Source organism: Patulibacter americanus DSM 16676, assembly GCF_000420025.1.
GTDB classification, from domain to species: domain Bacteria; phylum Actinomycetota; class Thermoleophilia; order Solirubrobacterales; family Solirubrobacteraceae; genus Patulibacter; species Patulibacter americanus.
The window spans coordinates 23,899-42,015 of sequence record NZ_ATUD01000012.1 but is presented as its reverse complement, the minus strand read 5'-3'; the positions used below and the strand labels follow the sequence as shown (position 1 = coordinate 42,015).

19 protein-coding genes and 2 tRNA genes are annotated in these 18,117 nt (G+C 75.4%); 12 read left to right on the top strand and 9 right to left on the bottom strand.

Annotated elements, in window-relative coordinates:
• Positions 1-37: 37 nt before the first annotated feature.
• Positions 38-1,225, bottom strand: a complete 1,188-nt coding sequence (locus F593_RS0117040) for a sensor histidine kinase (RefSeq protein ID WP_022929959.1) — start codon at positions 1,223-1,225, stop codon at positions 38-40.
• A gap of 241 nt (positions 1,226-1,466) precedes the next feature.
• On the opposite strand from F593_RS0117040, the gene F593_RS30015 reads away from it, so the two are divergent.
• On the top strand, positions 1,467-1,676 hold the full coding sequence (locus F593_RS30015) for a hypothetical protein (RefSeq protein WP_157251911.1): 210 nt from the start codon (positions 1,467-1,469) through the stop codon (positions 1,674-1,676).
• 32 nt (positions 1,677-1,708) lie between these two features.
• On the opposite strand, the gene F593_RS0117030 is transcribed toward F593_RS30015, so the two are convergent.
• Complete coding sequence (locus F593_RS0117030; RefSeq protein ID WP_022929957.1) at positions 1,709-2,101, bottom strand: DUF2237 family protein; 393 nt, start codon at positions 2,099-2,101, stop codon at positions 1,709-1,711.
• Between the two features lie 63 nt (positions 2,102-2,164).
• Here F593_RS0117030 and F593_RS0117025 point away from each other — a divergent pair, with 63 nt between their 5' ends.
• The gene (locus F593_RS0117025; protein ID WP_022929956.1) at positions 2,165-2,521 is read left to right on the top strand and encodes a hypothetical protein; all 357 of its coding nucleotides are present in this window, start codon (positions 2,165-2,167) and stop codon (positions 2,519-2,521) included.
• A gap of 35 nt (positions 2,522-2,556) precedes the next feature.
• Here the strand turns inward: F593_RS0117025 and F593_RS0117020 are convergent, their stop codons facing one another.
• Positions 2,557-3,087 carry a hypothetical protein gene (locus F593_RS0117020; RefSeq protein ID WP_022929955.1) on the bottom strand — a complete coding sequence of 177 codons (531 nt, stop codon included), beginning with the start codon at positions 3,085-3,087 and terminating at the stop codon, positions 2,557-2,559.
• Positions 3,088-3,309: 222 nt separating this feature from the next.
• Here F593_RS0117020 and F593_RS0117015 point away from each other — a divergent pair, with 222 nt between their 5' ends.
• Positions 3,310-4,143: an SDR family NAD(P)-dependent oxidoreductase gene (locus F593_RS0117015; RefSeq protein ID WP_022929954.1), complete on the top strand. Its 834-nt coding sequence runs from the start codon at positions 3,310-3,312 to the stop codon at positions 4,141-4,143.
• A gap of 66 nt (positions 4,144-4,209) precedes the next feature.
• Here F593_RS0117015 and F593_RS0117010 read toward each other — a convergent pair.
• Positions 4,210-4,291 (bottom strand) — tRNA-Leu (locus F593_RS0117010).
• Between the two features lie 71 nt (positions 4,292-4,362).
• Between F593_RS0117010 and F593_RS0117005 the strand changes: the two genes are divergently transcribed.
• Together F593_RS0117005 and F593_RS0117000 are read left to right on the top strand one after the other, a co-directional pair.
• Positions 4,363-4,860: a hypothetical protein gene (locus F593_RS0117005; RefSeq protein WP_022929953.1), complete on the top strand. Its 498-nt coding sequence runs from the start codon at positions 4,363-4,365 to the stop codon at positions 4,858-4,860.
• A gap of 50 nt (positions 4,861-4,910) precedes the next feature.
• Positions 4,911-4,993, top strand: a tRNA-Leu gene (locus tag F593_RS0117000).
• Between the two features lie 227 nt (positions 4,994-5,220).
• Here F593_RS0117000 and F593_RS0116995 read toward each other — a convergent pair.
• Both F593_RS0116995 and F593_RS0116990 read right to left on the bottom strand, forming a co-directional pair.
• A complete protein-coding gene (locus F593_RS0116995) occupies positions 5,221-6,027 on the bottom strand; it encodes an inositol monophosphatase family protein (protein ID WP_022929952.1) in 807 nt (268 codons plus the stop codon).
• 115 nt (positions 6,028-6,142) lie between these two features.
• Positions 6,143-7,558: an amidase gene (locus F593_RS0116990; protein ID WP_022929951.1), complete on the bottom strand. Its 1,416-nt coding sequence runs from the start codon at positions 7,556-7,558 to the stop codon at positions 6,143-6,145.
• Between the two features lie 88 nt (positions 7,559-7,646).
• Between F593_RS0116990 and F593_RS0116985 the strand changes: the two genes are divergently transcribed.
• Positions 7,647-8,396, top strand: a complete 750-nt coding sequence (locus F593_RS0116985; RefSeq protein WP_022929950.1) for an SDR family NAD(P)-dependent oxidoreductase — start codon at positions 7,647-7,649, stop codon at positions 8,394-8,396.
• 82 nt (positions 8,397-8,478) lie between these two features.
• Here F593_RS0116985 and F593_RS0116980 read toward each other — a convergent pair whose 3' ends face one another.
• Positions 8,479-9,456, bottom strand: a complete 978-nt coding sequence (locus tag F593_RS0116980; protein ID WP_022929949.1) for a hypothetical protein — start codon at positions 9,454-9,456, stop codon at positions 8,479-8,481.
• Positions 9,457-9,529: 73 nt separating this feature from the next.
• Between F593_RS0116980 and npdG the strand changes: the two genes are divergently transcribed.
• The 5 genes from npdG to F593_RS0116955 all read left to right on the top strand — a co-directional run bounded on the left by npdG (position 9,530) and on the right by F593_RS0116955 (position 15,904).
• Positions 9,530-10,201, top strand: a complete 672-nt coding sequence (gene npdG / locus F593_RS0116975) for an NADPH-dependent F420 reductase (RefSeq protein WP_028721768.1) — start codon at positions 9,530-9,532, stop codon at positions 10,199-10,201.
• Positions 10,198-11,190: a 2-phospho-L-lactate transferase gene (gene cofD, locus F593_RS0116970; RefSeq protein ID WP_022929947.1), complete on the top strand. Its 993-nt coding sequence runs from the start codon at positions 10,198-10,200 to the stop codon at positions 11,188-11,190. The genes npdG and cofD overlap by 4 nt, the downstream gene beginning before the upstream one ends.
• Positions 11,187-11,837, top strand: coding sequence for a 2-phospho-L-lactate guanylyltransferase (gene cofC, locus F593_RS26130; protein WP_051160570.1), 651 nt, complete (start codon positions 11,187-11,189; stop codon positions 11,835-11,837). Before cofD ends, cofC begins: the two co-directional genes overlap by 4 nt.
• Before the next feature lie 29 nt (positions 11,838-11,866).
• Positions 11,867-12,628, top strand: a complete 762-nt coding sequence (gene cofE / locus F593_RS0116960; protein ID WP_084630147.1) for a coenzyme F420-0:L-glutamate ligase — start codon at positions 11,867-11,869, stop codon at positions 12,626-12,628.
• Between the two features lie 198 nt (positions 12,629-12,826).
• The gene (locus F593_RS0116955; protein WP_022929945.1) at positions 12,827-15,904 is read left to right on the top strand and encodes a lamin tail domain-containing protein; all 3,078 of its coding nucleotides are present in this window, start codon (positions 12,827-12,829) and stop codon (positions 15,902-15,904) included.
• 140 nt (positions 15,905-16,044) lie between these two features.
• Here F593_RS0116955 and greA read toward each other — a convergent pair whose 3' ends face one another.
• Positions 16,045-16,518 (bottom strand): transcription elongation factor GreA, encoded by a 474-nt coding sequence (gene greA / locus F593_RS0116950; protein WP_022929944.1) that lies wholly within the window; start codon positions 16,516-16,518, stop codon positions 16,045-16,047.
• Positions 16,519-16,604: 86 nt separating this feature from the next.
• On the opposite strand from greA, the gene F593_RS28700 reads away from it, so the two are divergent.
• Positions 16,605-17,693, top strand: coding sequence for an ABC transporter substrate-binding protein (locus F593_RS28700; RefSeq protein ID WP_084630145.1), 1,089 nt, complete (start codon positions 16,605-16,607; stop codon positions 17,691-17,693).
• Between the two features lie 59 nt (positions 17,694-17,752).
• On the opposite strand, the gene F593_RS0116940 is transcribed toward F593_RS28700, so the two are convergent.
• Positions 17,753-18,109 carry an ANTAR domain-containing protein gene (locus tag F593_RS0116940; RefSeq protein WP_022929942.1) on the bottom strand — a complete coding sequence of 119 codons (357 nt, stop codon included), beginning with the start codon at positions 18,107-18,109 and terminating at the stop codon, positions 17,753-17,755.
• Positions 18,110-18,117: the final 8 nt, after the last annotated feature.

Sequence of the window (18,117 nt, the reverse complement as noted above, 5' to 3'; positions counted from 1 at the left end):
CCGCCGCGGCGGCGTCAAACGACGAGCTGCCGGCCACTCAGGCCGGGGCGCCCTGCGCGTCGGGCGCCTCCGGGACGAGCACGACGACCGTCGTCCCCGGCTCGCCGTCGTCGTAGCGGACCCGCCCGCCCGCGCTCGCGACGCGACGACCGGTGGCGTCGAGCCCGATGTGGCCGCGCGCGATGGCGTCCGCCCGGTCCTCCGGCGTCATCCCCACGCCGTCGTCGCGGACCGCCAGGACGATCGTGCCGTCCGGTCCGCGCGAGACCACGACGCTCGCATGGGTCGCGTGCGCGTGCTTGCGGACGTTCGTGAGCAGCTCGTGCGTGGCCGCGACCAGGAGGCCGTCGTGCGCCCCTGAGGACGAGACGCCCACCTCGACGGTGACCGGCGGTCCGCCCTGCTGCTGCACCTGCGCCGCGGCGTGCCCGAGCGCCGCCGCCAGACCCGCGTCGTCGAGCACGGAGGCGTAGAGGTCGCGGGTCATGTCGCGCATCGCCGCGATGCTGCGCTGGAGCGTGTCGCTGACGAGCGCGAAGTCGATCTCCTCCCCCGCCCGGTGCTCCTCGATGTCCTGGTACGCGCTCGAGACGAGCTGCAGCGGTCCGTCGTGCAGGCGTGCGGTGAGGCGCTCGTGGTGCAGGCGCTCCCGGGCCGCGAGCTCCTCGGCGTGCTCCGCTCGCGAACGCTCGAGGGTCAGGCGCATCGCGTCGGCGCGGGCGTGCCCCTTCGCGGCCAGACGCGCGAAGACCGTCGCCCCGGCGTAGAGGACGAGGAACCGGACGGCGGTCTCGAGCGCCCCCTCCGCCCCGAGGTCGGTGGCCGCCACGACGGCGTAGCCGACGGCGGCCGAGCCGGCCAGGAGCACGAAGGACGGGGTCGCGATCGCGGCCCACGTCGCCGGGACCGCCAGGAGCAGCCAGCGCATGTCCGACTCGGTGCCCCCGGTCGTGGCGACGCCGGCGAGGATCACGAGCACGTCGATGAACGCGACGGGGACGCCGATCGCCCGCCGCGTGCCGTCGCCGGATGCGGCCCGCCAGGCGACGACCCCGGTGACGGCGACCCACGCCGCCACGACGCCGATCGCCGGCCAGGTCCACGGGCCCGCGGGCCCGATGAGCACCACCGCCATCGCGACGAGCAGCAGGACCACCCGGGCCGCGATGACGTCGCGCCACCACCGGCCCCCCGGGCTCGCGCCGCCGGGCGGGGTGCGGTCCACCGCACCATCGTCCCCCGTCGTGCGGGTGCGGGAGGTGGCGGAGGAGGACGACGGACGGTCTCTGATGGTGCGCCGCAACATCTGGTCCCCGAGCGCGCGCACGGGTCCCGGTACAGGTCTTCCGCAGTTATACCTCGGGCGGGACGTGGTGGAACTCCGCCAGACGGCCGAACGCCACGGACGCGGCCCCGCCGCCCGAACACCACGTTACGACCTTCGACGTACGGGGTAGACGTGGTCCATGCTGGCCAGGGATCGAGCGGACGCCGTCGTGACGGCCCAGGAGCTCCAGCGCGTCATCGCCGCGCAGCGGGCCCTCGGCCGTCGGGACCGGCGAGGATCAGCGCGACGCACGGCAATGTCGTCCGTCGTCGCGCCCGTGACCGCGGAGGCGGTGCGCGTGGCGCCCGTGCTGCGCGCGCACGACGCACGCGCCGCCCCGAAGCACTGAGGCCGGTACGGGACCGGCACCGCCGAGGGCCCTTAGGCCAGCAGGTCGCCCGGGTCGGCCGGCACGTCGACGGCGTGCTCGCGCAGCACCGCGAGGGGCACGAGGTCGAGCGCCTCCTCGTGCGTGCAGGCGAGGACGACGAACGCCGCCGCGCCCGAGCGGTGCGCGCGCAGCCAGTTCGCCGTCGTCACGCACCAGCGGTCGCCCGGCACCAGGCCGGGGAATCCCCACCGCGGCCGCGGCGTGCTGAGGTCGTTGCCGATCTCGCGCTGGAAGCGGAGGAACTCCTCGGTGACCACGGCGCAGATCGTGTGGCTGCCGGGGTCCTGCGGGTCGGCGGTGCACGAGCCGTCGCGGAGGAACCCGGTCATGGGATCCGTGCCGCAACGCTCGAGCGGGCCTCCGAGGACGTTGCGCTCGCTCACGCGCGCAGTATCGCCGCCGCGGCCGCCTGTCGGGCGGTCCGCCGGGGCGCTAGGGTCGCCGCCGTGTCCGCCGAGCCCTGGCTGATCTGGATCGCGAAGCGCGTGTCCCCCGCCCCCGGCGGCCGCCACGACGTCGAGGTGCCCGCGGAGCTGGGCCCGCTGTCGGACGACGGCCGGATGATCGTCGCCTCGCGCTGGAAGGCGGCGCTCGACGTCCACGACGTCGAGCTGTGCGACGGTGGCGCGGCCGTCCGCTTCGTGGGCCTGCGCGTGCTCCCCCACGACGACGCGGAAGAGTTCGAGGACCGCGCCTCCGCGGTGCTGCGTCAGGCGCACGCGGACCTCGTCGCCGGCCTGACGGTGGGCGACGAGATCGCGCGGGGCGCGGCGTCCGCCGGCCCGGGCGGGCCGGCGACGTAGGACGGGCGGACGGCGGGCGGGCCCGCGGTCCGGGGTCAGACGGCGGTGGTGCCGTCCTCGCCCGGGACGCTGGGCTCCGGCGCCTTCATGCCGAGCAGCTTGTAGGCACGGGTGTTGTCCTTCAGGGCCTTCTTGAAGCCCTTCGCGGCGTCCTTGAGCTTCGCCTGGTCCGCGGCCGAGGCGTCCTCGCCGGCGGGGGTGCGGGTCACGACACCGGTCAGCGTCTTCAGCCACGTGCGGAGCCCGCTCGTGGCGCTCATCAGGAGCTTGCGGGCCTGGCGGCCCTTGCTCGTCGAGCCGCGCTCGTCGGCGATGCCGGAGCGGTACGACGCGAGCAGCTTGTCGAGCTTGGCCGTGGCGGCGGCGTAGTCCTTCGCGAAGGTCGAGCTCTTGGGGTCCTCCGGGAAGGCGACGGCGCCGGCCTTCTTCTCGAGGCTCCGGTCGAGCTTCTTGATGGTCTGCTTCAGGCTCGCATCGCTCGCGGAGGCCGGGGCGACGGAGCCCAGGGCGACGGCGAGTGCGAGCAGGATCCCGGCCAGGTAGCGGCCGAGGGTGGGACGGGACACGGTGGTGCTCCAGTGCGGAGGGGACGGACAGGCGACATCTGCCCCCGGGGGGCCCACGGCAAACGGCGCTGGACGACCCGGTCCGCGGCGCGGCGACGGACCGACCCGTTCTCGCGACGCAGGAACCGGCGGCCGCAGACCCGAATGCGCTCCCGGGACCGCGCGCCGTGACGCCCGGACCGCCCCCGTTATCGATCGCCGCGCGGCGGGCAGGGGCCGGACATGAGCACCTCCGAGAGCACTCCCGGCATCCCCACCCAGGCCGCCGACCCGGCGCACCGGTTCGCCGTCGTCACCGGCGCCTCGAGCGGCATCGGCCTCGAGCTGGCCAGGCAGTTCGCGCAGAACGGCTTCGACGTGCTCGTCGCCGCGGAGGACGACGGCATCGACGCCGTGGCGCAGGAGCTGCGCGGTACGGGCCAGCACGCCGAGGCGCTCCGCGTCGATCTGGCGACGACCGCCGGCACCGAGGAGCTGGCCCTGCGCATCCGGACCATCGGCCGGCCCGTCGACGCGCTCGCCCTGAACGCCGGCGTGGGCGTCGGCGGCGGTGCGTTCCTCGAGACGCCCCTCGAGGACCACATGCGGCTCATCGACCTCAACGTCGGCCACGTCGTGCGGCTCGCGCGGCTCGTCGTCCCGGCCATGGTCACCCGCGGGGCGGGCCGTGTGCTCGTCACCTCCTCGGTCGCGGCCTCCATGCCCGGGCCCTGGTACGCCACCTACGCCGCGTCGAAGGCCTTCGTGCAGTCGTTCGCCGAGGCGCTGCGCGTCGAGGTCCAGGGGACCGGCGTGACGGTCACCGCCCTGCAGCCCGGTCCGACCGACACGGAGTTCTTCGCCCGCGCCGGCATGGAGGACACCAAGGTCGCCGGGGGCAAGAAGGACGACCCGGCCAAGGTCGCCGCCCAGGGCTTCAAGGCGCTCATGGACGGGGACGACCACGTGGTCGTCGGCCTGCGCAACAAGGGCCAGGTGCTCACGGGCAACGCCCTGCCCGACGCCGCCGGCGCCCGGATCCATGGGTCGATGACCAAGCCGCAGGACGAGGACTGAGACCGGTCGGCGGCGGGCGCCGAACGGCACTCGCAGCCGTCCGGCGGGGCGCACCACCGACGTCGATGCGGGCGAAGGGACTCGAACCCCCACGGCTTGCGCCACGGGCACCTAAAGCCCGCGTGTCTACCAATTCCACCACGCCCGCTCGGCCGGAACGCGACCGGCGGTCGGAAACCGCTGCCACGTGCCGTCGTGGAGTGTAGGCTGCCGGACGGCATGGCGCGAAACGTGAAGCTCGAGTACCCCAACCGCGACAAGGCGTCGAGCAAGCTCATGCGCGTGCTGGTGATCGTCGCGCTACTGATCTCGTCCGCGCTGATCCTGATCGTGTCGATCCGCGGTTGGCACCTGATGCAGGACGCCAAGACGCTGAACATCGTCTTCGTCGCCCTCAACGTCATCTTCGTCATCCAGCTCCTGCGCTGGAGCCGCGGCGTGCTGCCGATGTCGGCCGGCCTCGCCGCGTTCGTCGCCATCTTCTCCGGCGTCTCCGTCCGTTCCTGGTACGAGCGCGACGCCCCCGGCTACGCCGACGCGGCCCTCTCCGCCGACCTGGGCTTCCTCACCATCCTGATCTTCGGGATGCAGCTCGTGATCATCGTCCTCGCCATCGCCGCGTTCACCCAGAACTGGCAGGTCGAGGTCGAGCGCCGCCAGCGCGACGACGCCGGCGGCGACACCGACCGCCGCCGCGGGGACGCCGTCACCGCCTGAGCAGCCGACGCGCCCCGCCCCGAGGCGCCTAGGATCAGCACCGCACACCTGCCCGGGTGGCGGAACGGTAGACGCGGCGGACTCAAAATCCGCTTCCCGTGAGGGAGTGAGGGTTCGATTCCCTCCCCGGGTATGTATGCGGGCCCCGGCCCGTGCTTCTCGGGTTCGGGCCTGATCGGACGTCGGCGAGGCACGGGCCACCCGCATCTGCCGCGCAGGGGCCCACGTCCCTGCGGGCCCCGGCCCGTGCTTCTCGGGTTCGGGCCTGGTCGGACGTCGGCGAGGCACGGGCCACCCGCATCTGCCGCCGCAGGGGCCCACGTCCCTACGGGCCCCGGCCCGTGCTTCTCGGCCGGCCCCCTACTCCTGCGGCCCGACGATCACCAGCAGCTCCTGCAGGAGCTCCGGCGGGGCGATCATCTTGCCGTCGGGGAGGGCGCCGTGGCCGTGGAGGGTGGCGACCTCGAGGCCGACGGAGCGGGCGATGACCTCGCCCGCCGCCGTGTCCCACGCCTTCACGCCGAACTCGAAGTACGCGTCCGCGCGGCCCGCCGCGGTCCAGCACATGTCGAGGGCCGCGGCGCCCGCGCGACGGATGTCGCGCACCTGCGGCAGCAGGCGAGACAGGATCTCGGCCTGGGCGACGCGGACCTCGGCGTCGTACCCGAAGCCCGTGGCGATCAGGGCGTGGCCCAGGCCGCCCGCCGGCGCGACGAAGGGCGGGAGCTGGCGGCCGTCGACCGTCGCGCGGCCGTCGGCGGCGCCGGCCCACAGCTCGTCGCGGCTGGGGTCGTAGACCACGCCGACGAGGCCCTCGCACGCGACGCTCACGCACCACTGCGGGATCCCGTAGAGGTAGTTCACGGTGCCGTCCAGCGGGTCGACGATCCAACGGCGGCCGGTGGTGCCCAGGACGTCGTCGCCTTCCTCGCCGACGATGCCGTCGTCCGGCACCCGGCGCGCAAGCACGGCGCGGACGGCTTCCTCGGCCGCGACGTCCGCCTCGGACACCGGGTCCGTGTCCGTCGACTTCGTCAGCACCCGCAGGGCCGACAGGTCACCCGCGCGGCTCGTCAGCTCGGCCGCCGCGGCGCGCGCGGCCTCCTCCGCCACCTCGAGCAGGGTGTCGAGGTCGGCGGAGGAGGCAGTGGCCGGCGGGGTGCTCATGCCCCCATCGTGCTGGATGGGGCGGCCGGGCGTGTTGCCGACGGGTGGCGGGCCGGGGCCACCGCCCCGGCCCGGCCGGGCTAGGGCACGCCCGACCGCCGACGTCCGCCCCCGCTCAGGCGAACGCGGCCGGCCGGTCCTGCGCCCACGGGCGGTCACGCTCGAGCTGGCCCGACAGGGAGAGCAGGCGGCGCTCCGTGCCCGGCAGCCCGACGAGCTGGGCCCCCATCGGCAGGTCGCGGCGGTCGCGCCCGATGGGCACCGCGGCGACGGGATAGCCCAAGACGTTCCACACCGGCATGTGCGGCATGCGCTGCGAGACGCCGAGCATCGTCGTCAGGGCCCCGCGCTTCTGGAACGCGCCGATCCTCCACGGCACGTCCGTCATGCCGGGCTGCAGCACCACGTCGACGTCGGCGAAGTACGGCGCGAGGCGCTCGTGGAGCACCGCCTCCTGCTGCAGCGCCCAGCGCAACGCGCGGTCGGGCAGCAGCCGGCCCAGGCGGTAGGAGCCCCGGGTCCGCGGCTCGAGCCACTCCTTGTGCGGCAGCGGCTCGACGTCGTCGGCGATGCCGCGCAGGTACCGGACGAGGAACTGCGGGAACGCCCGCGGCCCGAACGGGACCTCGCGCTCCACGACCTCGTGGCCGAGCGCGCGCAGGCGGGCCGCGGTCTCCTCGATCGCGGCGCGCCGCTCCTTCTGCACGGGCACGCGGCCCACGGGTGCGCGCCACGAGAGGGCGATGCGCAGCCGGCCCGGATCGCGATCGGCCGCCTCGCGGTACGTGCCCTGGGGATGGGCCGGCGCGGCACCGCCGGACGCCCAGCCGTCGTTCGCCAGCACGTCGAGCATGGCGGCGGCGTCGGCCACGGTGCGCCCCAGCGGGCCCGCGACGCCCAGGCCGTACCAGCCCTCGTCGTTCGGGGCGGTCGAGACGAGGTCGCGCGTCGGCTTCAGGCCGAACAGCCCGCAGATCGACGACGGGATGCGGATGGACCCGCCGCCGTCGGAGCCCGTGGCGACGCCGACGACCCCCGCCGCGACCGCCGCGGCGGTGCCGCCGGACGAGCCGCCCGGCGTGCGGTCGAGGTCCCACGGGTTGCGCGTGGCACCGAAGGTCAGGGTCTCCGTGAACGGCCACTGCATCCGCTCCGGCACATGCGTCCGCCCGACGACCACCGCGCCCGCGGCGCGCAGACGGGCGATCGGGGCCGCGTCCGCCGTTGCCGGCGGTCCCTGGGGGCGCCCGCCGAGCGGCGTGACGTCGCCCGCGGCGTCCTGGTCGTCCTTCACCGCGACGGGGACGCCGAGCAGCGGGGTGGTCTCCCCCGCGTCCAGCCGCGACTGGGCGGCGCGCGCCTCCTCCCGCGCGCTGTCGGCGTAGACCGCGCGGAACGCGTTCAGGCGCGGCTGCGTGGCGTCGATCCGCGCCAGCACCGCCTCCGTCAGCTCCGGCGCGGTCACGCGTCCGTCACGCAGGGCGACCGCCTGTGCGTCCCCGCCGGCCCACAGCAGCTCGTCGATCTCCATGGCGCGAGGCTATCCGCGCCGGCGGCGGGGGTGACACCCCCGAGGACGTTCGCGCAGGACCGGCACGGCTCCGTGCTAGAACCGGCGCATGTCCGACACGTCCGCCGCCCGTCCCGTCGCCGTCGTCACGGGGGCCAGCGGCGGCATCGGGGCCGCGACCGCCCGCCGCCTCGCCGCCGAGGGCTTCGAGGTCGTCCTCGGCGCGCGGCGGGTCGACCGGCTCGAGGCGATCGCCCGCGAGATCGACGGCCGCGCGCTGCCCCTCGACGTCACGGACGACGCCTCCGTCGCCGCCTTCGCCGCCCAGGTCCCCGAGGTCGCGGTGCTCGTCAACAACGCCGGCGGGGCGCTGGGGACCGACCAGGTCGTCGACGCGGACCTCGACGGCTGGCGCTGGATGTTCGAGGCCAACGTGCTCGGCGTGGTGCGGGTGACGAACGCGCTGATCGACCGGCTCGAGGCCTCCGGCGACGGCCGCGTCGTCGTCATCGGCTCCATCGCGGGCTTCGAGATCTACCCCGGCGGCGGGGGCTACATCGCCGCGAAGCACGCGGTCTCCGCCGTCACGAAGACGCTGCGGCTCGAGCTGCTCGGCCGGCCCGTGCGGGTCACGGAGATCCAGCCCGGCATGGTCGAGACGGACTTCTCGCGCGTGCGCTTCGGGGGCGACGAGGCGGCCGCCGCGAAGGTCTACGCCGGCATGACGCCGCTCGTGGCCGACGACATCGCCGACGTCGTGGCGTTCGTCGCCACCCGCCCGTGGCACGTGAACATCGACGAGGTCGTCGTCCGCCCCCGCGACCAGGCCAGCGCCCGCGACGTGCACCGCGCGGGCTGAACCACGCCCGGCCGATCCGCCGGTCGCAGGTGGCAGGTCGCACGTGCCTCGCCCGGGACGCGCGAACCCGCCGGCCGCTCGCTCAGTCCTCGCCCTCGTCCACCACGGACTCCGACGGCGCGATGACGAGCCGTCGCGGCCAGGGCACGGGGTCGGGCGGAGGCTCCTGGTGGGGCGCCGGGCCGTCGGGCACGCGGTGCGCCACGGGGCGCAGCGCCACGGCGACGAGGACGGCCCCGGCCGCGGCGAGCGCGGCCGCCCAGCCCGCGCGCCCGCCGTCGGCGATGACGGCGAGGGCCGCGACGAGGGCGAGCGCCCCGAGCCAGCCCGGGCCGGTCTCATGAAGCGTCGAGCCCAGCCCCACGAGCCCGAAGCCGGCCGCGAGCAGCAACAGCTCCCACCCGAGTCCCGCGCGTCCGTCGCCCGGCGTCAGCCCCAGGGCCTCGGTCGCGCCGGGGACGTCGTCGATCAGGAACGTGGCCGCGAGCAGGAGGAAGACGACGGCCAGCACGTCGACCAGCGCCACCGCCTGCCGGTAGCGCCGCTCGAGCCGCAGCACCACCTGGACGAGCAGGACGGCCGCGGCGAGCACGAGGACGAGCCGCATGCCCGCGCGCGGGTCGCCCTGCGGACGCGCCGCGTCGGCCCCCGCCACGAGCGCCACCACCGCGAGGATCCCGGCCGCCGCGAGCACGATCGTCCCGCCGCGCGCGCGGGTGAGGACCGCGCCCACCGTCGCCCCCGTCGCGGCGGCCGCGGCGATCCCCCAGGCCGGGAAGGCGGACGCCGACGCGGCACCCGTCAGCACGAGCGCGTGGGACACCACCGCCACGCTGGAGATCGTCGCCAGGGCCAGCAGGATCTCCTGGTAGGTGCGCGGGCCGTCGCCCTCCCGCGGGGAGCCGAGCGCGCCGAGCAGCGACAGCCCGAGGAGCCCCAGGGCCAGTGCCAGACGGGCCGCGACGGGGGTGCCGTGGCGGAGCTCGAGCTCCGCCGCGAACGCCGCGAGGACGACCGTCCCGGCGGCCAGCGTGTTGCCCCGGTGGGCGTGGACGAGCATGCCGGCCCCACGGTCGCAGGTGGCCCCCGTACGCGTCCAGTCGCCCCCCTCGGGGTGCCTATACTCCCCCGTCGTGTCTTCTCCGGTGGCGATACTCGGCGGTACGGGTCAGCTCGGCTTCGGCCTCGCGCTCAGGCTCGGCCGGGCCGGCGTCCCCGTCGTCCTCGGCTCCCGCGACGGCGCGCGTGCCGTGGAGGCCGCGGTCCGTGCTTCGGCACGCGTCCCCGGGGGCGACTTCTCGGGTGCGGAGAACGCCGAGGCCGCGTCCCGCGCGGACCGCATCGTGGTGCTCTCCGTGCCGTACGCGTCGCAGGCGTCCACGCTGAAGGGGCTCGGCGAGGCGCTGCGCGAGGACCAGATCCTGCTCGACGCCACCGTCCCTCTCGGCCCCGCGGTCGGCGGCAAGCCGACCCAGCTCATCGGGGTCTGGCAGGGCTCCGCCGCCCAGGCCGCGCAGTCGCTGGTGCCGAAGGGCGTGCGCGTCGTCTCCGGCCTGCACACGCTCTCGGCGTCGCTGCTCGAGGACCTCGACCACGACCTGGACCAGGACACCCTGATCTGCGGCGACCGCAAGGCCGACAAGGAGCCCGTGGCCGAGCTCCTCGGCCGCATCGAGGGCCTGCGCGTCGTCGACGCCGGGCGCCTCGAGCAGAGCCGGATCGTCGAGGGCCTGACCCCCCTGCTCATCGGCATCAACATCCGCCACAAGACGCACGCCGGCGTCCGCATCACGGGCCTCGCATGACCGACGAGCGCCCCTTGGGGCTGCCCGAGCGCCCCGTCGTCGTCCTGGCGGGCGGCACGGGCGGGGCCAAGCTCGCGCGCGGGATGCAGGACGTCGTGGGCGACGACCTCGTCGTGCTGGCCAACACCGGCGACGACGTCGAGATCCACGGCGGCCACGTCTCCCCCGACCCCGACCTCGTGACCTTCTGGCTCGCGGACCGCATCGACGAGCGCGGCTGGGGCCTGAAGGACGACACGTTCCTCGTGATGGACGCCCTGCGGGAGCTCGGCGACGACGTGTGGTTCAACCTCGGTGACCGCGACCTGGCGCTCTGCGTCCGCCGGGCCCGCCGGCTCGCCGAGGGCGCCCGCCTGACGGAGACGCTCGCCGAGGCCGCAGCGGCCTACGGCGTCACGGCCCGCGTGCTGCCGCCGTCGGACGACCCCGTCCGCACGCGCGTGCGCGCCGACGACCGCTGGTGGCCGTTCCAGGAGTTCATGATCCGGCGCGCCGCGCTGGTCGCGGACCCCGGTCCCGTGCAGGACGTCGCCTTCGACGGCGCCGACGCCGCCAGCCCGACCCCCGAGGCGCTGCAGGCGCTGCGCACCGCGCGCGCCATCGTCATCGGTCCCTCCAACCCCGTGATCTCCATCGGACCCATCCTCGCCGTCCCCGGCATCCGCCGGGCCCTCCGCGACGCCGAGGCGCCCGTCGTGGCCGTGGCCCCGCTCGTCGACGGGCAGGTCCTCAAGGGCCCCACCCGCGACTTCCTCGCCTGGGCCGGCGTGGGGCTCGACGCCGTCGGCGTCGGTCGGGTCTACGACGGCCTGCTCGACGGGCTGCTGACGGACGAGCAGGCCGAGGTCCCGGGCGTCGCCGTCCGCACGACGGACGTCCTGCTGGCCGATCCGGAGGCCCGCGCGCGGGTCGCGCGGGAGACGCTCGCGCTCTGCGAGGAGCTCGGCGACGGGTCGCGCGCCGTGGAACGGGCACGGGGTACCGCATGAAGACGTTCGCCATCGTGCCCGTGAAGCGGTTCGGTCAGGGCAAGACGCGCCTGGCCGACGCCCTCCCGGCCCGTTCGCGCGTCGCGCTGATGCAGGCGATGGTCACGGACGTCCTGATCGCGCTACGTCGCTCGGAACTCGTCGACGCCGTCATCGTCGTCACGGGCGAGCCGATCGCGGAGCAGATCGCGATCAACTACAACGCCGAGGCGCTGATGGACCCCCGCGACCTCGGGCACTCCGCAGCGGCCGCGCTGGGCATCTCCGTGGCGCAGTCCCGCGGCGCGGAGCGCGTCATCCTGCTGCCCGCGGACGTCCCGACGATCGACCCCGCGGAGATCGACGGCCTGCTGACGACCGCACCCGAGGGCCGCGAGGTCATCATCGTCCCGGACCGCCACGGCGCCGGCACGAACGCCCTGATCCTCACCCCGCCGGACGTCATGGAGACGTCGTTCGGTGACGGCAGCCGCGCCCGCCACGCCGCCGCGGCCGAGGCCGCCGGCGCCGCGGTCTACGAGGCCGAGCCCGCGACGATCGTGCTCGACGTCGACACGGGTGACGACCTCGCCGCGCTGCAGACCCGCCTCGGCGACGTCCGCGGCGGAGCGTCGCACACCCGCGGCCTGCTGCCGCGCATCCTCTAGCGGCTCGGCCCTCGAGCGACCGCACCGCCCTGAGCTCTCCCGCGCCGTCCCCCGCCCTGAGCGTCCGCGCGCTCGCGCCGCTGCCGGAGGTCCGGGCGGGCGACGACCTCGCGGCGCTCGTGCTGGCCGCGCACGATGGCGCGCCGTTCCCGGCGGACGCCTGCGTCGTCGTCTCGCACAAGGTCGTCTCGAAGGCCGAGGGCGCCCTGGTCGAGCTGGCGCGCGTAGAGGTCTCGGAACGCGCCGCCACGCTGGCCGTCGAGCTCGACAAGGACCCCCGCCTCGTGCAGGTGGTCCTGGACGGCACGCGGGAGATCATCCGGGCGCGCCGGGGCGTGCTCATCTGCCGCACCCCCCACGGGTTCGTCTGCGCCAACGCGGGCGTCGACCGGTCGAACGTGGCCGAGGGCTGGGCGGTGACGCTGCCCGTGGACCCCGACGGGTCCGCCCGCCGGCTGCGGGCCGCGCTGCCGGGCCGGCCCGCCGTCGTGATTGCGGACTCCTTCGGCCGCGCGTGGCGCCACGGCCAGGCCGAGGTCGCGATCGGCTGCGCCGGCCTGCGCGCCGTGGCGGACGAGCGCGGCACGGGCGACCGCCACGGCCGCGAGCTGCAGGCGACGGTCATCGCCGTCGCCGACCACGTGGCCTCGGCGGCCGACCTCGTGCGCCGCAAGGCGTCGGGACAGCCCGCCGTCCTCGTCGGCGGCCTCGGCGCCCTCGTGACCGCGGACGACGGCCCGGGTGCCGCCACGCTCGTGCGCGCGGCGGCCGAGGACCTCTTCGGCGCCTGAGGCGGGTCCGGCGCGGACCGACAGGGGCGACGGCGTCCCCGGTCCGACGAGCCGCAAACGTCGTCTCGGGCGATGGTCACATACGGGACACGCGGCGTTCACGCGGCGGTGACCGCAGGCCGCCGGGGCGTTCCTACGCTCGGTCGGAGCTGCGCTCGCGAGCCGCAGCGCCCCCGCCCCCACGCGAAGGACTCCCCCGTGTCACGTCTCACCGGTCCCCCACGGGGCCGCAGGTCCCTGCCTACCCGCCTCGGCGCCGTCGCGCTCGCCGCGGCCTCCCTCGGCTTCGCGGCCGCGCTCCCGTCGGCCGCCTCGGCGTCGGCCTCCGGCGTCGTGATCAGCGAGGCCCGCTTCGGCGGCCCCGGCGGCGCGAACGACGAGTTCGTCGAGCTCTTCAACGCGTCCTCGTCGCCCGTCACGATCGGCGGCTGGAAGCTCCAGGGCTGCGCCTCGGGCTCCGGCGCCGCGAGCGATCGGGTCACGATCCCCACCGGCGTGACGCTTCCCGCCGGCGCCCGCTACCTCGTGGCCAACACCGCAACCGGGGGCTACAGCGGCACCCCGGCCCCCGACGCGACGTACGCGTCCGGGTTCGCCAACAACGGCCAGTCCGGCGCCCGCCTGGTGCAGGCCGACGGCACCGTGGTCGACGGCTTCGGGAGCGCCACGAGCGCGAACTGCAAGGAGGGCACCGGCATCGACCTCGCCGCCATCTCGACCCCGAGCGGCGTGACGGCGCACCGCAAGGGCGCCACCGAGGCACAGGACACCGACGACAACGCTGCGGACTTCGAGAACGCCGCCGCGAACCCGCAGGGCGGCGGCGGCACCGGCGGCGGGACGCCGGACCCCGGAACGGGCGGCGTCACGCCCATCCACGTGATCCAGGGCGCCGGCGCCACCAGCCCGCGCGTGAACCAGACCGTCACGATCGAGGGTGTCGTCACCGGCGTCGACGACGAGGACGGCGCGAACTTCACGCGCACGTTCCCGGAGGACGCCGGCGTCTTCGTGCAGACGACGCCGGGCCAGGAGGACGCCGATCCGAACACTTCCGAGGGCGTCTTCGTCGGCTACGTCGACGGCCCCGGCGGCAAGCGGTCCGACCTGGTCGGCAAGCGCGTGCGCCTGTCGGGCAAGGTCATCGAGAAGTTCGGCCTGACGATGATCCAAGAGACGCAGGACACCGAGCCCACCGTCCTCGGCGACAGCCCGCTGCCCGCCCCGGTGGTGATCGACACGGCCAAGGCCAACGCGCAGACGAACGTCGACCCGGTCGAGAACGGCACGCGCCCGTACTACGAGACGCTCGAGAACATGCGGGTCACGCTGCCCGTCGGCATCGCCAACAGCGGCGGCACCACGAAGTTCGGCGAGCTGTTCGTCACCCCCGGCCTGACGAAGGGGCGCATCTTCCGCCAGAACCCCGCCGTCTCGAACATCGCCCTGATCGACGACGCCGGCGCGGGCGACCCGAAGAACCCCTACGACCGCCCCGACAGCACGACGCTCGTGCGCGGCGACCTGTTCTCGAAGACCGAGAACGCGACGGGCCCCCTCGCCTTCTCCTTCTACAACTACGCGATGGTCGTCCAGCCCGGCGGCCTGCCGAAGGTCACCCGCGACCCCGAGGTCCCCGAGGTCTACGACCTGCCGGCGAAGCCCGCCGGTCACGCGCGGATCTCCGGCTTCAACGTCGAGAACCTCTTCCCGCCGGGCGCCGACCTCGACCTCGGCATCGTCACGCAGGCCCAGTACGAGGAGAAGCTCACCGGCCTCGCCGCCGCGATCGGCGACCGCCTGAAGGCGCCCGACGTCGTCGCGGTCCAGGAGGTCGGCGACAGCCAGGGCAAGGCCGGCGTGCCGGCCAAGACGAGCCAGCAGGTCCTGCAGGACCTGGCCGACCGCATCGGCGGCTACCGGGCCTACGCGCTCGAGGGCTTCGACAGCCGCGGCATCGACGTCGGCTTCCTCGTCAAGGACGGCGTCACCGTCGACGGCGCGCCGCGCCAGCTCGGCCGCGACGTCCCGGCGCAGTCCGGCACGAAGTGCGGCGACAGCGCCGCGCACGTCTCGGACCGCCCGCCGCTCGCGATCGACGTGACGCTGCCCGGCGGCACGGACCTCACGGTCGTGTCGAACCACTTCGCGTCGAAGGGGTCGGCCGACACCTGCCGCGTGCAGCAGGCGACCATCGTGCGCGCCGAGGCCGAGCGCCTGAAGGCCGCGGGCGAGTCCGTCATGGTCGTCGGTGACCTCAACGCGTTCGAGGACGAGTCCCCGCTGGTCGCCATGCAGCAGGGCGGCACGCTCACGAACCTGTGGGACCGCGCGCCGGAGCAGGAGCGCTACAGCTTCGCTTTCCAGGGCCGCCTGCAGACGCTGGACCACGCGCTGGTCACGAGCGACCTGCTGCCCAAGGTCACGGACGTGCGCTACGCCCACGTCTCCAACGACTACGCCGAGCGCTCCGAGCTCGGGCTCCACGTCTCGGACCACGACCCGCCGGTCGTGACGCTGCGCGACAAGGCCGTCGTCGCGAAGGCCGAGGCCACGACGCCGGCGTTCCCCGACCAGGCCGTCGGCACCTTCGGCCCCTCGCAGACCGTGACGGTCACGAACACGGGCGACGCGCCGCTGCGCGTCGACCGCGTGCGGGTGACGGACACGGACGGCCTCTCCGCGGACGACTTCCAGGTCGTCTCGGACGCCTGCTCGGGCGATGACACGGTCGCTCCGGGCGCCACCTGCGCCGTGCGGGTGCGGTTCGCGCCGGGCCGCGCGGCCACGACGTCCACGGCGACGCTGGCGATCTCCTCCGACGGCGGCGACCTGGCGGTCCCGCTCTCGGGCCGCAGCACGACGATGCCCGCGGGCCCCGCCGGTCCGCAAGGTCCCGCCGGTCCGCAGGGCCCGGCCGGTCCGCGCGGTCCCGCCGGTCCGCAGGGCCCGAAGGGCAAGGACGGCCGCGTCCGGATCAGCGTCGGCGGCGACCGCGTCCGCGCCGGGGGTCGTGCCGCCCTGCGGGTCGGCCTGCGCAACCTGACGACGTCGGCCATCCGCGGTGCCCGCGCGAGCGTCCGCCTGCCGGCCGGCCTGCGCGCCGGCTCGGGTCGCAGCGCCGGCTTCGGCACGGTCCGGGCCGGCCGCCTCGGCCGCCTGTACCTGCGGATCCCGGTCGGCTCGCGGGCGCGCCGCGGCACCTACCGGCTGACGGTTCGCGTCTCGCTCGGCGACACGGTCGTCACGGAGCGCGTCAGCCTCCGCGTCCGCTGAGGCCGGCCCGGCCCGCCAGCCTCGAGGGGCGGCGGGCCGGGGATGGCGGTCCGCCCCGCCGACACCCCTGTCCGGGCCGGCCGGCCGCGTCCGCGGCCGGTGCCCGGACGGGTCCCCGGCCGCTCGGACGGCCGCGGGCCTCAGGACCCGAGCTTCTCCACGCGCAGGTGCCGCACGCCGCGGGGCGTCGTCACGTCGACGATGTCGCCGACGGCGCGGCCCAGAACCGCCTGCGCGACGGGGGACTCGATCGAGATCTTGCCCGCGGTGGTGTCGGCCTCGGCCTGCCCCACGAACGTCCACGTCTGCGTGCGCTCCGTGTCGACGTCGACGAGCGTGACCGTCGAGCCGAAGCCGACGACGTTCTGATTCGTCGAGATCTCGGTCACCACGGCGCTGCGGCGGCGCTCGACGAGGCCGGCGATGCGGGTCTCGAGGTGCGCCTGGTCGTCCTTGGCCTGGTGGTACTCCGCGTTCTCCTTGAGATCGCCGAGCTCGCGGGCACGCTGGATGCGCGCCGCGATCTCGCGCCGCCGGGGACCCTCGAGCTCGTCCAGCTCCGCCTTCAGGGCCTCCAGCCCCTCGGGGGTGATCGACTCGCCGCTCTGCTCCATCCCCCCACGGTAACGCCCCGGCCCCCGCGCGGCCCGGGCGGTCGCCGGACCGCGTCGGACCCTCCGCGTCCGCCACCCTTGGGGGCATGTCTGGATCGCAGGACCCCCGGAGCCCGTCCACCCACCACCACTCGGCGCTCCGCCGACGAGGGGTGCGGGTGGTGCGACGGCTCGTCGTGCTCGGGGCGGGCGCGGCGGTGCTGGCGGGCTGCGGGGGCTCCGACGGCGGAGACCCCGAGACCACCACGGCCGGGAAGGCCGCGACCACGCGCGCCTTCTCCCTCACCCTCGACTTCGCGCCGAACGCCGCCCACACGGGCCTCTACCTCGCCCAGGAGGAGGGCCTGTTCGCCGAGCGTCAGGTCGGCGTGAAGATCCGCGTTCCCGGATCCGGCGCCGACGGGGCCAAGCTGCTGGCCACGGGCAAGACCGACCTCGCCGTCATGGACATCCATGACGTGGCGCTCGCGCGCGAGAAGGGCGCCGACATCGTGGCCGTCGGCGCGATCGTCCAGCGCCCGCTCGCCGCCGTGCTCGCGGCGAAGGACGTCGCCCGTCCGCGCGCGCTCGAGGGCCGCACCGTCGGCGTGACGGGCCTGCCCAGCGACGACGCCGCGCTGGACCAGATCGTCCGCGGCGACGGCGGCGACCCGAGGAAGGTCAAGCGGGTGACGATCGGTTTCGAGGCCGTCGCATCCGTCGTCTCGGGCAAGGTCGACGCCGCGATCGGCTTCTGGAACGCCGAGGGCGTCGCCCTGCAGGCCCGCCGGCCCGGCACCAACGTCTTCCGTCTCGACGCCTACGGCGCCCCGAGCTACCCCGAGCTGCTGCTCGTGGCCACGTCGAAGACGCTGACGCGCTCGGGCGACGCCGTCCTGCGCGTGGCCGAGGCCGTGGGTCAGGGCTACGCCGTCGCCGCGGAGGCCCCGGCCACGGACGACGGGAGCGCGATCGCCGCGCTGCGCTCCGGCTCGGGCGACCGCACGATCGACCCGCGGACCACGGCGGAGCAGCTGCAGGCGGTGCAGCCCGCGTTCCGCGACGAGCAGGGTCGCACGGGCACGCTCGACCGCGCAACGATGCGCCGCTGGGCGACGTGGGAGGCGCAGGTCGGCATCACGAAGACGCCGCCCGACGTCACGAAGCTCGTCTGGTCCCGGGCGCCCGGCGCCTGAGCCGGCGCGCCGCACGCGGCCCGGAGCGCCCGGGCCGCGAGGCCCGGCCCCGACCGTGCTCAGTCGTCGAGCAGGGCCTGCAGGAGCGCGCCACCCTCGCGGGAGAGGCGCGAGCGGGGAACGACCTGGTCCAGCCCGACCTCGAGCGCCACGGCGCGGACCTCGGGGTCCACGTGGGGGAAGGAGGCGAGCACGGGCACGCCGGCCGGGCGCACGTCGGCGATCGCCTCGGCCCGCTCGACCCCGTCCTCGGACAGGTCGGCCACGATCGCGGCGACGTCCTCCGCCGCGAGCAGCTCCACCAGCCCGTCCACGTCGGACACGAGCGCGGGGTCGTGCCCCGCGGCGCGCACGATCTCGACGACCTTCGACCCGAACAGCAGGTCGGGGACGACGACGGCGATTCGATCAGCCATCGGTCTGC